Consider the following 13,677-nt stretch of genomic DNA (forward strand, 5'->3'; position numbering starts at 1 on the left):
GCGGGCAGGCGCCTGGCCGTGCGGGTGGCTCGCGCGGGGCCTGCTCCGCGGGTCGGCGCGTCCCCCGTTCGGCCCATCACCGGCCCCCCTCACCAGCCACTTCGGGACATGGTCGTAGGAGCAGCCAGACACGCTCGTACGCCAGGAGGGGTGGTGGTTCCGACGTGACCGACACCGCAGGCCCGTCCTCCGGGCGCCGGGAAGGGCCGGGACAGGGAGCGTCGCCCACCGGGGCCGGGGTCATACGCAGGCGGCGCCGCTGGCTGCGCTACACGGCGACCGGGGTGGCCGTGGTGGTCCTCGGCGCCGCCGGCGTCGGCTGGGCCGCGTACGAGAAGCTGAACGGGAACATCACGGCCGACAACGACGCGGCCGCCGAGCTCGCCCGGTACGAGAAGGAACGGCCCACCGCGCTGGTGCGCGACGCGCAGAACATCCTGCTGATCGGATCGGACTCGCGCTCGGGGGCCGGGAACAAGAAGTACGGACGGGACTCCGGGACCGAGCGGTCCGACACCACGATCCTGCTGCACCTCTCCGCGAACCGGCGGAGCGCGACCGCCATGTCACTGCCCCGCGACCTGATGGTGGACGTGCCGAGCTGCCGGCGCCCCGGCGGCACCCGCACCGAGCCCATGTTCGCGATGTTCAACTACGCCTTCCAGGTGGGCGGTTCGGCCTGCACGATCCGTACCGTCGAGAAGCTCACGAACATCCGCGTCGACCACCACATGGTGGTGGACTTCCACGGCTTCAAGGACATGGTCGACGCCGTGGACGGTGTCGAGGTGTGCCTGAGCGAGCCGATCGACGACAAGGCGGCGAAGCTGCGGCTGCCCGCGGGCAAGGTCGTGCTCAACGGCGAGCAGGCCCTCGGCTATGTCCGCGCGCGCAAGAGCATCGGCGACGGCAGCGACACCGACCGCATGGACCGGCAGCAGCGGTTCCTCGGCGCGCTCGTCAACAAGGTGCGCAGCAACGATGTCCTGCTCAACCCGGCGAAGCTGTATCCGGTGCTGGACGCGGCCACGTCGTCGCTGACCACCGACCCGGGGCTCGCGAGCCTGCGCGGCCTGTACGACCTGGCGCGCGGCATGCGCGACATACCCACCGAAAGCGTGCAGTTCCTGACCGTGCCGCGGACGTCCTATGTCCTCAACGCCAACCGCGACCAGCTCGTGGAGCCCGAGGCGGCCCGGCTCTTCGCGCGGCTGCGCGCCGACAAGCCGGTGGCGGTCGTGAAGGAACCGCCCCAGAAGCTCGCCCAGGGTCAATCGGCGCTTTCCGCAAGCCCGTACGGGAACTCCCCCCATGGTTACGAAGAGGAGTCGTCCGGCAACGGAAAGTCGAGGGCAATAGGGCCTGTCGTACTCGCCGGGACACCCGATCCGGCACCGACTTTCCGGGGTAACACGGCGGCCGAGGACGCCTGCGGGTAAAGCGCGCGCCAAGGTGGGGAACAGCTGAGCTAAGAAGTCTCCGAGAAATGGGGCGGATTGCCCAGTTGTAGGGACGTTGAATTTGTCACGGTCGTCGCTCGACGCTGAACTGGGCGGATAGTGTGAGCGATCCGGTGCACCCGGCCACGAGGTTCGTCCTGGCGGCCGCGCACTGTTTGACCGAGACCCGAGCGCCTTTTGAGGGGGAAAGGCGCCGCGTGGCCCCGACGGAGGATTCAGACAACCGTGGACGCGCAAGGCCGTGGGCGGGCGGACAACATCGATCCCGCAGACCAGTGGGTGCTCAACCCGAACACCGGTGAATACGAACTGCGACTGACCCCTTCCGGAGCGCAGTCGGGAGTGCCGCGACCGCGGAGGGGTACACCCTCCGCAGCGGCACGCACCCGAACCGCGCCCGCCAGGGATCGCGCGACACCGGGCCGGGACCGTAACGCACCGGGGCGGGACAGTGACGCGCCCGGACCCGATGTGCCAGGGCCGCGCAGACGCCGCGGCGAACCGCCGGAGCCCCTTCCGGGGCGGCGGCGCGGGCGTACCAGGCCGCCCAAGAAGTCGAAGGCGAAGAAGATAGTGCTCTGGACCGGCGGCACCATGGCGCTGGTGCTGGTGGCCGTGTCCGGCGCCGCCTACGCCTATCTCAAACACCTTGAGGGCAACGTCCAGACAGAGGACGTCGGCGATTCGGCCAAGGACGGCTTCAGCAAGGACGAGGCCTTCAACATCCTCATCATCGGCACCGACAAGCGCACCGGTGCGGGCAACGAGGGCTACGGCGACAAGAACAGCGTCGGGCACGCCGACACGAACATCCTGCTGCACGTCTCGAAGGACCGGACGAACGCGACCGCGATGAGCATTCCGCGCGACCTCATCGTCGACGTCCCCGACTGCAAGGCGAAGCAGGAGGACGGCTCCGAGAAAACCATCAACGGTACGGACAACGTCCGCTTCAACACGAGCCTCGGCCAGGCGGGCCGGAACCCCGGCTGCACGATGGACACGGTCAAGGCGGTCACCGGCATCACGGTCGACCACTTCATGATGGCCGACTTCAACGCCGTGAAGACACTGACCAGCGCGGTGGACGGTGTCGAGGTCTGCGTCGCCAAGGACGTCAACGACCCCGACTCGCACCTCAAGCTCTCCGCCGGCGAGCACACCATCGAGGGCGAGCAGGCCCTCGCGTTCGTGCGCACCCGGCACAGCTTCGGCAACCAGGGCGACCTCGACCGCATCAAGGTGCAGCAGCAGTTCCTGGGCTCCCTGATGCGCAAGATGAGTTCGGGCAACACCCTCACCAGCCCCGGCAAGCTGTACAAGCTGGCCGAGGCGGCCACCAAGGCACTGACCGTGGACACCGGCATCGGCAAGGTCGGCACGCTCAAGGACATGGCCATGGAGCTGAAGAAGGTGCCGACGAAGAACATCACCTTCACCACGGTGCCGGTGCGGGACAACCCGGCGGAGGTGGTCCACGCGACGGTCGTGGTCGACCAGTCGTCGGCACCCGCCGTCTTCGACGCCATCAAGAACGACGTCTCCTTCACCGCCGTGAAGCAGAAGGCGAAGAAGGAGAAGGCCGCGGTGGCCGCCCGCCTCAAGGGCTCCCGTTCCGCAGCGTCCGACATCCGCGTCGACATCTACAACGGCGGCGCCGTCGCGGGCTCCGCACAGGAGACTCTTAACTGGCTGCAGAATGATGAGGGCGTGCTCAAGTCCACCCAGCTCGGAAACGCTGACGAAACCCTCGGCAAGACGACGCTGGAGTACTCTCCCGACCAGGCCGACCAGGCACGCAAACTGGCGGATCTGATGGGGTTGCCCGCTTCGGCGATGAAGCCCGGCGAGAGCGAGAAGAACTCACAGGGGCTGCCCGCGATCGTGCTGACCCTGGGCAAGGACTTCAAGGGCGCCGGAGTGTCACTGACCACTCCGACGAAGGCGCCCGACGTGGACAAGTCCACGGCGGACAAATCGGTGTGCGCCAAGTGATGACCTGACGGGTCCGTCGAGCGTCCTACAGGACGCGAGAAGCGAACGGCCGGGCGTGAAAACGTCCGGCCGGACGTACGACGGACCCGTTTGTCAGGCGCAGGGTGGGGAGGGGCTGGGGAGATGGCGCAAAGCAGTGTGCGTGGGGAGGGAGCACGGCCGCGCGAACCGCGGGCGGGTGAACTGGGCTGGGACGACAGCATGTACGGGGAGGACGGCGAGCCCGTTCGTACGGCGGACGACGGCAGCACGGCGGACAACGGCAGCGCCCGCCCCGGCACCGACGGTGACGACGTCCGTCCGGCCGACGACACCATGCCGCTCGCTCCGAAGGGGCGGGGCAGGCACGGCGGGGGCGACGGCAGACAGCGGCGCGGGAAAGGCCGACCCCGTCGCAGACGTCGAATACTGCGCTGGTCGGCGATGGTGCTGGCGCTCCTGATACTCGGCACCGCCGGCGCCGGCTATCTCTACTACCGGCATCTGAACAGCAACATCCAGAAGGGCCAGCGCAGCAGCGGCGACTCCAAGGCGAGGAAGACCGCGCCGAACGCTGCCGGGCAGACGCCGCTGAACATCCTCCTGCTCGGCTCCGACAGCCGCAACTCGGCCGAGAACGTGAAGCTCGGCGGCAGCAAGGACAACGTCGGCAACCCGCCGCTGGCCGACGTGCAGATGCTCATCCATCTGTCCGCGGACCGCGAGAGCGCCGCCATGGTGAGCATTCCGCGGGACACCCGGGTCGACATCCCGAAGTGCACGGATCCCGATACCGGCAAGACGTACCCGGCGACCAACGACATCATCAACACGACGCTGGCCCGCGGTGGGGCGGGCTGCACGCTGGCCACCTGGCAGAACCTGACCGGGGTCTACATCGATCACTGGATGACGATCGACTTCGCGGGCGTGGTGAGGATGGCGGACGCCATCGGCGGTGTCGACGTCTGCGTGAAGCAGAACGTGTGGGACCGCCCGCTGCCCGGCGTATCGGGCGGCTCGGGCCTGAAGCTGAAGGCCGGCACGTGGAAGGTCAAGCACAACCAGGCTCTGCAGTGGCTGCGGACGCGGCATGCCTGGGGCAGTGACCCGCTGCGAGCGAGGGCCCAGCACATGTACCTGAACTCGATGATCCGCACGCTGAAGCAGCAGAACGTCTTCACCGACACCGGTCGGCTCACGGGCCTGGCCGAGGCGGCCACGAAGTCGCTCAAGGTCTCCGAGGAGATCAGCACGGTCAAGCAGCTGTACGACCTCGCCATGCAGCTGAAGTCGGTGCCGGCGAACCGCATCACCCAGACGACGATGCCGTGGGCCGAGGACCCTCTGAACCCCAAGGCACACGTCATACCGGACGGCGCCAACGCCGAGAAGATGTGGCAGATACTCCGCGACGACGTGCCGTTCGACAAGCACGGCAAGTCATCGGAGACGGAGGACGCCTCGGACAAGGCCGAGGCGACCAAGGCTCCTTCGGTCGACGCGAGCCGGCTGGGGGTGCTGGTGCGCAACGCCACTCAGACCTCCACCGAGGCCGCGGTGGGCGGCCGGGCACAAGCGATCAGCCAGGTGCTCACCCAGAAGGGCTTCAGCAGGGCGTCGTTCGACACCACGGGAACGCTGTCCGAGAACGGGACGATCGTGCAGTACCCGAGTGCGGATCTGGAGGGTGACGCGCAGGCCGTGGCGAAGGCACTGGGGATCCCCATGAGCTCGGTGAAGCAGTCGACCGATGTATCGGGCGTCACCGTCCTCGTCGGCGCCGACTGGCGTACCGGCACGACCTATCCGAAGAAGTCGAAGCCGAAGGCCGGAGACCTGCCGACCAACGCTGACGCCATCAACGGCGCGGACAAGAGTCAATGCATGCCCGTGTACAAGCCCTACCAGTGGTAGTGGGCGAACCGCGCTGCTGAGTACGACGGTTGAGGGGCCTGCCGCCCGAGCGGCAGGCCCCTGCGGCGTTCGCGGTGATACAGGTCACGCCGGCCCAGGTTGCCTGCCCGACACCCCTTCGGAATGATCATCTTCGTTCTGCAGAAAACTGATGGAGGTTCAACAATGAATGTGGGCAAGCGACTTGGCTCCGCGACAGCCGTCCTCGGCCTGACCGCCGCGGGGATGATCGCCGCCACCGGCAGCGCCGAGGCCGCAGCTTCCTACAACGGCGCCTGCGGGTCCGGTTACAGCGTGATCGGCTCCAAGGACGTCGGCGACGGCAAGGCCTTCATCACGTACAGCAGCGCCACCGGCTACAACTGCGTCGTCACCGTCAACGACCACCCGGGCACGTCGACGTATCTGGACGCCCGGCTGCGGATCCACCGGACCGACACCGTGTGGAAGGCCAGCGAGATGGACGCCGGCACCTACAGCTCCTACGCGGGCCCGGTCTACGTGTACGCCGCCCATTCCTGTATCGACTACGGCGGTTCCGCGGGCAACGCGAGCTACATCCAGATCGATTACGGCGTCCACTGCGGCTGACGAGCTCCGGCTGCCGGGCGGCGCGCCAAAGGATCAGGGCCTCCTCGACAGCTCGGGCGTGCGCACAGGCGGCTCAAGCTGTCCAGGAGGCCCTTCCCTGATGTCGCCTCAGCGGGTCCCGGCGACGACCGCCGGCCGACGCGACGCGACTACCTTCTTCGCCAGGGACTTGGGGCTCGTCAGGAAGCCCCAGCCCCACGACATGTGCATCGTCGCGAGGGCCACGGGGATCTGGAGTCGGGCCTTCGGCGGCAGCCCCTTGCCGGCGGGCAGCGAGCCCAGCCCGATGGCCGCGAGATAGCCGGCCGGGACGACGAAGCCCCACGGGGTCAGCGCCGCGCCGACGATCACGCCCGCCACGATCGCGCAGACGGCGGTCGGCGGGGCGAGGTAGCGCAGGTTGATGGAGCCCTCGTGGTAGCGGGCGACGACATGCCGCCAGCGGCCGTAGTCCTTGTACTGCTTGGCGAGCGCCTTCACGGACGGCCGCGGCCGGTAGGACACCTTCAGCTCGGGCGAGAACCAGATGAGGCCGCCCGCCTCCCGGATCCGGAAGTTCAGCTCCCAGTCCTGGGCACGGATGAACTCCTCGTTGTAGCCGCCCTGCTGCTCCAGGGCCTCGCGCCGGAAGACCCCGAGATACACGGTCTCGGCCGGGGCCGCGGCGCCGCCCGTGTGGAAGGCCGCGTTGCCCACCCCGATCTTCGACGTCATGGCGGCGGCCACGGCGTGCTCCCAGTCGTTCTCGCCCTCGGCGTGCATGATGCCGCCGACATTCTGCGCGCCGGTCTCCTCCAGGAGCCGTACGGCGGTGGCGATGTAGTTCGGGGAGAGCATGCCGTGTCCGTCGACGCGCACGACGACGGGGTGCCGGGACGCCTTGATCGCGGCGTTCAGGGCCGCGGGCGTTCGGCCGGTCGGGTTCGGCACGGTGTGGACCCGCGGGTCCTCTCGGACGAGTTCGGCGGCGATCTCGTCCGTCCGGTCCGTTGAGGGACCGATGGCGATCACGACCTCCATCTCGCCGTCGTACCGCTGCGCCAGGATCGCTTGGACGGCCCCGCGCAAATGCCGCTCCTCGTTGAGGACGGGCATGATCACAGAAACGGCGGGGGACCGCACGTCAGACTTCTCGCTCATCGGACGTCACGTTACCGCGAACGGGGGACACCGGCGCGCGCCGCCCGGCGTAAGGACCGGGCCGCAGATCGTATGGGCCTACCGTGCTCAGGGATCCCCACGCCAGCGGAACGCGGCCCCGGCCGGCCTCGCGGAACGCATCCCTCCCCCGTCCAGCCTCGCGGAGGTGTCCCCCTTGCCCACGCCGCCCCGCTCCCCCGCCCGCCCTCAGCGCCCCCCACGGCCGTCTCCCGGACGGCGCCCCGACCGGCGGCCCGACGGACGCCTCGCACGCCCCGTGCGGCGCAGGAAGCCCCGCTGGGCCATGCGGGTGGTGACCACCCTCTCCGTGGTGGTCCTCGCCTCGGCGGGCATCGGGCACGCGGTGGTGACCAGCCTGGACGCGGACATCACCCGGGTCGACCCCTTCAAGGACATGAAGAACCGGCCCCAGGCCGGCAACGGCATGAACGTGCTGCTGGTCGGCACCGACGGCCGGGACAAGATCACCGAGGCGGAGCGGCGGAAGTACCGGCTGGGCGGCGCGCCCTGCCACTGCACCGACACGGTCATGATCGTGCACATCTCGGAGGACCGGGAGCACGCCAGCATCGTCAGCCTGCCGCGCGACTCGTACGCCGAGACGCCCGAGCACACCGACGCGGTCACCGGCAGACGGCACGGCCCCCACCCCCTCAAACTGAACGCGGCGTACGCGGAGGGCGGCCCGAACCTGACCGTGCGGACCGTCGAGAACATGACCCACGTGAAGATCGACCACTATCTGGAGGTCGACTTCACCAGCTTCATGAAGACGGTGGACGTGCTCGGCGGCGTCCGCATCTGCACCGCGCAGCCGCTCAAGGACAGCTACACCGGCCTCGACCTGGCGGCGGGCTCGCATCTGCTGGGCGGCGGACAGGCCCTGCAGTACGTACGGTCCCGGCACGCCGACGGCTCCTCCGACCTCGGCCGGATGCAGCGCCAGCAGCGCTTCCTGGCGGCGCTCGTCGAGCACGCCACCTCGTCCGGGGTGCTGCTGAACCCGATGAGGTTCCGCGACGTGACACGGGCGGTGCTGGGCTCGGTGCGGGCCGACAAGGGCTTCGGCACGGACGAACTGCTGGATCTGGGCCGGGCGATGCGGAACTTCTCCCCGTCCTCGTCCGAGTTCACGACCGTGCCGATCGGGCAGATGGGATACGTCGTCAAGGGCATCGGCTCGACCCTGAAGTGGGACGACACGAAGGCCGGGAAGCTCTTCCGGGCCCTGCGCGACGACAAGCCGCTCGCCGAGCGCCGGGCCCCGCGGCCCAAGGCCGTCCGGGTCGCGGTGGCCCCGCAGCAGATCCGGGTCCAGGTCGAGAACGGGACCGCCACGCCAGGCCTCGGCAAGCGGGTCGACAGCGCGCTCGCCGCCACCGGGTTCCGGACGACGGGCCGGCCCACGACGGCCAAGGACCACGCGGTCCGGCGCACCGTCGTCGCGTACGACCCCCGCTGGGACCGCTCCGCGAAGGCCCTCGCGACCGCACTGCCCGGTTCCGGACTGCGCGCCGTTCCCGGACAGGGCCCGCTGCTGAAGGTGATCGCCGGTGCGGACTTCAAGCAGGTCACACGGGTACGGGCGGAGGATCAGCATCAGGGGGAGTTCGGGGTGGTGACGGGAGACCAGGTGGTGTGTCCGTGACCGCGGGCGCCCGACCCGGGCCTCCCGTTTCCCCTGACCCCCGCCCCTCCCGGCCCCTGACCCCCGCCCCTCCAACCGTGACCGACCGGACAGGTCCTAGTCGTCGAGGCCTTCCGCCGCGCGCTTCTCGCGGAGCTCCATGATCGCGCGGCGGCGGGCCAGACGGTGGGTGCGGCGGATCTGCGCCTCCTGGTAGCGGCGCTCGTCGCGCTCGGTCTCGGCGATGACCGGCGGGACCCTGCGGGGCTTGCCGTCGGCGTCGACGGCGGCGAAGACGAGGTAGGCCGAGCCGACCTGCTGGGGCGGTGTGGACTCGTTCCAGCGCTCGGCGAGGACCCGGACACCGACCTCCATCGAGGTGCGGCCGGTCCAGTTGACCTGGGCCTTCACATGGACCAGGTCGCCCACGCGGACGGGCTCCAGGAAGGCCATCTCGTCCATCGAGGCGGTGACCGCGGGCCCGCCGGAGTGCCGCCCGGCCACCGCTCCCGCCGCGTCGTCGACGAGCTTCATGATCACTCCACCGTGCACCGAGCCCAGAAGGTTCGTGTCGTTGTGGGTCATGATGTGGCTGAGGGTGGTTCGGGACGCGGAGGTCGGCTTGCCCGGAATGTCGATTTCCGGGTTGGGGGCCTGGTCTGTCATGTCCTCCACCTTATGCCGGGCACGCGTCGGTCTCTTTGCATCAGCTCTGCAACAGGCGTGACCCAGATCTCCCTGCTCTCTTGTAAGACACATGGTGGAGAGCTGCACACTGGTCGGCATGAACGATTGGCCCGACGGGTGGTCCGACGACAACCGCAGCAACCGCTACGGACGCGGCAGCGCAGGCGCACAGCCTGAGAGCGCCCGCGTCATGCGCCAGGTCCGCCGCGGACCGGCACCCGCACCGGGCCAGGACGCGCCGCCGTACGGCGGCGGGGTGCCCCGCCAGCCGTCCTACGTCGACGGTCAGGGCTACGACGACGGCTACGACTCCGGCTACAACACGGGCCATGTCTACGGGACCCCGGGCGGCCCCGGCGGTCCGCAGGGCCCCGGCGACGACGGCGCGTACCCGCGGCGTCCCGCGCCGAACTGGCGGCGCCGGATCAAGTGGACCGCGATCACGCTGGTCACCGCGCTGGTCGTGGTCTCCGTCGGCACGTACTTCTGGGCGGACTCCAAGCTCCACCGTGACGTGGATCTCTCCAAGGTCATAGACCGGCCGGAGACCGGCGAGGGCACGAACTATCTGATCGTCGGTTCCGACAGCCGCGCCGGCATGTCCGCCGAGGAGAAGAAGAAGCTGCACACCGGCTCCGCCGAGGGCAAGCGCACCGACTCGATGATGATCCTGCACACCGGGAGCAACGGCTCGACGCTGGTCTCGCTGCCCCGTGACTCCGACGTCGAGATCCCCACGTTCAAGGGCTCCGAATCCGGCAAGACGTACCAGGGCACCGGCAAGCACCTGAAGCTGAACGCCGCTTACGCCATGGACGGGCCCGAGCTGCTCGTGCGCACCATCGAGGCCAACACCGGCCTGCACATCGACCACTACGTGGAGATCGGTTTCGGCGGGTTCGCGAGCATCGTCGACGCGGTCGGCGGTGTCGAGATGACCCTCGACAAGGGCTTCAAGGACAAGTACTCGGGCGCCGACTTCAAGGCGGGCAAGCAGACGCTGAACGGCGAGCAGGCCCTCGCCTTCGTCCGTACCCGGCACGCCTTCGCCGCCTCCGACCTGGAGCGCACCAAGAACCAGCAGAAGTTCCTGGCCGCCCTGGCCCACCAGGTCGCGACCCCGTCGACCGTCCTGAACCCCTTCAAGCTCTACCCGACTATGGGCGCGGGCCTCGACTCGCTGGTCGTCGACAAGGACATGAGCCTGTGGGACCTGGCCGACATGTTCTGGGCGATGAAGGGCGTCACCGGTGGCGACGGCAAGTCCATGAACATGCCGATCTCCGGCTCCTCCGGCGGCAACCTCGTCTGGGACAAGGCGAAGGTGAAGCAGCTGGTGGACGAGCTCAAGAACGACGAGCAGGTCACGGTGTCGGGCAACTGAGCACCACCGTGTCCCCCGTCTCCACCGGACGGCCCTTCGACGCCGTGCTCTGCGACGTCGACAACGTGATCCGGATCTACGACCCTTCGCCCCTGGCGGCCCTGGAACGGGCCGCCGGGCTGGCCGAGGGCACCACCATGAAGGTGGCCTTCGCGCCGGAGACGGCGCTTCCGCTGGTACTCGGCCGGATCACGCCCGACCAGTGGGCGCGGTCGACCGCGCGCTCCCTGACCGGGCTCGTGTCCGGGGCGACGGCCCTGGAACTGGGTACCGCGCTGGCCCGGTCCCCGTTCCACGCCGACGAGGACGTGGTCGCGCTGCTGCGGCGGGCCCGCGCCCGGATGCCCCTCGTCCTCGTCACCAACGCGTCCGTCCAACTGGAGCGGGACCTGGCGGCGCTGGGCCTCACCGACCTCGCCGACCATGTCGTCAGCAGCGCCCGCGTGGGCCTCGCCAAGCCCGACCGCCGCATCTACGACCTCGCCGTCGACCGCGCCGGCGTCCCCGCCGACCGGTGTCTGTTCGTCGACGACACCTGGGAGAACGTCGAGACGGCCACCGCGCTGGGCATGCGCACCGTGCACTACCGGGAGGCCGGGGATCTGCGGCGGGCACTGCGGGGGCTGTGAGGACCGGGGCGGTCATGACCTGCCCCCGCCCCCGGCCCCCATTTCCTGTTGCCGGTGGGTCAGTTGCGTAGGGTGATGCGGCCCCTGGTGCGGGGGCCGTCGAACTTGGAGCGGTCGACGACAGGCCGCGGAGCGGGTTCCGCGGCCATCAGGCGGATGGTGTCGCGGCCCGCCAGCGCGGTGCACCACTGGGCGAGGTGGGGGCGGGTGCCACGGGGGCCGGACGCCTGCTCCCACAGGGCGCGGACCGCGTCGGCCCGCCGGTCGTCGAGTACGCCGGTCAGCGGATGCAGGGGCTTGCCGGGGGCCAGGTACGCGTCCTGGCTCAGGACACGGCCGACCACCAGGGCCACCTTGTAGCGGTCGCTGTCCACCGTGACGGTGCCGGGGGCGGCCAGCGGGTCGTGCCAGTCGGGGGTGTCCGCCTGTTCCAGGACCGGGGGCCTGCCGACCAGGCGTACGCCGTCGCAGTCCAGGAGATACGGGCCGGGTGCGGGCCGGACGGTCCACAGCACGTTCGCCTGGGACACGTCGCCGACCACCAGCCCCAGGGCGTGCAGCCACTGGAAGAGCCCGACGACGGCGACCACCAGCGCGTACCGCTCGGCCGGGGACGGCTGCGCGACGGTCTGCCAGGCCGACTTGGGAGCCCGGAGCAGATAGGACAGGTCGGTCAGCCGCGCCTCGCCGCGCGCGGTGCGCCAGGTCATGGAGTCCGGCGCGCGGTTCATCAGGAAGCCCGTCGTCCTTCCGCCGTCCATGACCCGGCACAGCGGCCACGCCGTCTCCCGGTCCAGCCGGTCCCGGTCGGCGGGGGCGAGCCCCTGACGCAGGGCGACGAGCGCCGCGAGTTCCCCGCCGGCGGCCTTCCCCGGCTCGCGGTAGCTCTTGTACAGCAGCCCGCCCGGACCGATGACGTCGTACACCTCGCCCTGACCGCCGTCACCGACGCGCACCCCGAGAGTGAGCGAGCCGAGGGACACGTCCGCGCCGTCGGCGGGGCTCACGGGGCGGCCTCCCACAGGACGACGGCGGTGCGGTCGTCGTCGTACGACTTCACGCGGTACTGCAGCTGCCACAGGAAGTCGGCCGGTGCCGGCGCGGTCCCCGTCCCCCACCCGGACCCCAGGAAGTCCCGCATCCCGGCGTCCCCCGCGAGGGGCGTGGACAGGCCGTCCGTGCACAGCACGAGTACGTCGCCGGGCAGGGCCGGGGCGAGCAACCGGGCGCGGGCGCGGTGCCCGTGCGGCAGGGCGGCCGTGCGGGTGTCGATCATTCCGTCGCCGTCGTGCTCGGGGTCGGTGAGGGACAGGTTCCACGCGCCGTCGCGCAGCAGCGCCGTGCCGCCGTCACCGACGGCCAGGAAGCCGCGGGTACGGACGCGTGGGTCGAGCGGGACGAGCAGGGCGCGCAGGGTCGTGGCGTACGCGGCGGGGTCGTCGCCGTGCTCGCGGGCGCGGTGCGCGAGGAGGGTCGCGACCCGGCCCACCGCGGTGTCCGCCAGCACGGCGAACCGAGGCTGATCGCCCGAGCGCAGGGCTTCGGAGAGTTCCTCGGACAGGCTGTCCAGCTCGATCGCGGCGAGCCGGCAGGCCTCCTGGGAGCCGACGTGCGAACGGGCCGCCGACCCCACGCCGTCCGCCACCGCGAGCAGCAGCAACCCGTCGGCGCCGGGCGCCCCGAGGCGCACCACGGCCAGGGAGTCCTGGCGCGGCTCGCCCTGATAGCGGTGCGAGTCGCCGCGCACGGACGCCGCCCGCACCGTCAGGGCGCCGTACCCGGCACCGTCCACCACCATGTCGGGCGTCAGCGCGGCGGTCGGGTCCTGCCGGACCGAGGGGAGTTCCAGGGGCTCGGGCGCGTACAGCGGGGGCTTGGGGCCGGAGTGGAGCGGCGCGCCGAGCGTCGGGACGGCCATGGCGCGCGCGGCGGGCCGCTCGGGAGCGGGTCCGGTCGCGGGTCCCGACCCGGGCCCGGGCGACCCGCAGGCGTGCGGGGGCGACGGCGGCTGCTGGGCGAAGCCGGGCACGGGCGACGCCGGCGTCGGTTCGTACGACGAGGGCGGCGGTGACTTCTCGAACCGGGGCCGGGGCGGCTGCGGGGCGAGGCCGGGCAGCGGCCCCGGCGGCGTCGTTTCGTACGACGCGTCCGGCGGTGACGGCCGGGTCGCCCCGTAGGACGTGTCGGGTGGTGACTGCCGGGCCGGCCCGGACGACGTGTCCGGTGGCGACTGCCGGGCCGGCCCGG

At 70.5% G+C, this 13,677-nt stretch carries 11 protein-coding genes; 7 read left to right on the forward strand and 4 right to left on the reverse strand.

Features of this window, described 5'->3' with window-relative positions; all coding sequences use genetic code 11:
* Positions 1–164 precede the first annotated feature (164 nt).
* From ACFWBT_RS25370 to ACFWBT_RS25385, 4 genes are all read left to right on the forward strand, one after another.
* On the forward strand, positions 165–1,439 hold the full coding sequence (locus tag ACFWBT_RS25370) for an LCP family protein (protein ID WP_385704294.1): 1,275 nt from the start codon (positions 165–167) through the stop codon (positions 1,437–1,439).
* Between the two features lie 246 nt (positions 1,440–1,685).
* Positions 1,686–3,455, forward strand: coding sequence for an LCP family protein (locus tag ACFWBT_RS25375; protein WP_385704297.1), 1,770 nt, complete (start codon positions 1,686–1,688; stop codon positions 3,453–3,455).
* 123 nt (positions 3,456–3,578) lie between these two features.
* On the forward strand, positions 3,579–5,351 hold the full coding sequence (locus tag ACFWBT_RS25380) for an LCP family protein (protein ID WP_385704301.1): 1,773 nt from the start codon (positions 3,579–3,581) through the stop codon (positions 5,349–5,351).
* 171 nt (positions 5,352–5,522) lie between these two features.
* A complete protein-coding gene (locus ACFWBT_RS25385) occupies positions 5,523–5,942 on the forward strand; it encodes a spore-associated protein A (protein ID WP_385704304.1) in 420 nt (139 codons plus the stop codon).
* Between the two features lie 108 nt (positions 5,943–6,050).
* On the opposite strand, the gene ACFWBT_RS25390 is transcribed toward ACFWBT_RS25385, so the two are convergent.
* Complete coding sequence (locus ACFWBT_RS25390; protein WP_385704307.1) at positions 6,051–7,082, reverse strand: glycosyltransferase family 2 protein; 1,032 nt, start codon at positions 7,080–7,082, stop codon at positions 6,051–6,053.
* 304 nt (positions 7,083–7,386) lie between these two features.
* Here ACFWBT_RS25390 and ACFWBT_RS25395 point away from each other — a divergent pair, with 304 nt between their 5' ends.
* Positions 7,387–8,751, forward strand: a complete 1,365-nt coding sequence (locus tag ACFWBT_RS25395) for an LCP family protein (protein ID WP_385704310.1) — start codon at positions 7,387–7,389, stop codon at positions 8,749–8,751.
* Between the two features lie 96 nt (positions 8,752–8,847).
* Here ACFWBT_RS25395 and ACFWBT_RS25400 read toward each other — a convergent pair whose 3' ends face one another.
* Positions 8,848–9,396 carry an acyl-CoA thioesterase gene (locus ACFWBT_RS25400; RefSeq protein ID WP_385704313.1) on the reverse strand — a complete coding sequence of 183 codons (549 nt, stop codon included), beginning with the start codon at positions 9,394–9,396 and terminating at the stop codon, positions 8,848–8,850.
* A gap of 118 nt (positions 9,397–9,514) precedes the next feature.
* On the opposite strand from ACFWBT_RS25400, the gene ACFWBT_RS25405 reads away from it, so the two are divergent.
* Both ACFWBT_RS25405 and ACFWBT_RS25410 read left to right on the forward strand, forming a co-directional pair.
* Positions 9,515–10,801, forward strand: a complete 1,287-nt coding sequence (locus ACFWBT_RS25405) for an LCP family protein (RefSeq protein ID WP_385704315.1) — start codon at positions 9,515–9,517, stop codon at positions 10,799–10,801.
* 8 nt (positions 10,802–10,809) lie between these two features.
* A complete protein-coding gene (locus tag ACFWBT_RS25410) occupies positions 10,810–11,430 on the forward strand; it encodes an HAD family hydrolase (protein ID WP_385704318.1) in 621 nt (206 codons plus the stop codon).
* A gap of 59 nt (positions 11,431–11,489) precedes the next feature.
* Here the strand turns inward: ACFWBT_RS25410 and ACFWBT_RS25415 are convergent, their stop codons facing one another.
* Both ACFWBT_RS25415 and ACFWBT_RS25420 read right to left on the reverse strand, forming a co-directional pair.
* Entirely contained in the window at positions 11,490–12,437 is a 948-nt protein-coding gene (locus ACFWBT_RS25415) for a hypothetical protein (RefSeq protein WP_385704320.1), read from the reverse strand.
* Positions 12,434–13,677, reverse strand: a 1,244-nt coding sequence (locus ACFWBT_RS25420; protein ID WP_385704322.1) for a protein phosphatase 2C domain-containing protein, incomplete at its 5' end; no start/stop codon positions are given. The genes ACFWBT_RS25420 and ACFWBT_RS25415, both read right to left, overlap by 4 nt.

This window comes from Streptomyces sp. NPDC060027 (genome assembly GCF_042737005.1).
Lineage (GTDB): Bacteria > Actinomycetota > Actinomycetes > Streptomycetales > Streptomycetaceae > Streptomyces.

Coding starts and splice junctions, on each gene's coding strand:
- ACFWBT_RS25390 (WP_385704307.1), bottom strand. CDS start 7,082: ATGAGCGAGAAGTCTGACGTGCGGTCCCCCGCCGTTTCTGTGATCATG.
- ACFWBT_RS25380 (WP_385704301.1), top strand. CDS start 3,579: ATGGCGCAAAGCAGTGTGCGTGGGGAGGGAGCACGGCCGCGCGAACCG.
- ACFWBT_RS25400 (WP_385704313.1), bottom strand. CDS start 9,396: ATGACAGACCAGGCCCCCAACCCGGAAATCGACATTCCGGGCAAGCCG.
- ACFWBT_RS25405 (WP_385704315.1), top strand. CDS start 9,515: ATGAACGATTGGCCCGACGGGTGGTCCGACGACAACCGCAGCAACCGC.
- ACFWBT_RS25395 (WP_385704310.1), top strand. CDS start 7,387: ATGCGGGTGGTGACCACCCTCTCCGTGGTGGTCCTCGCCTCGGCGGGC.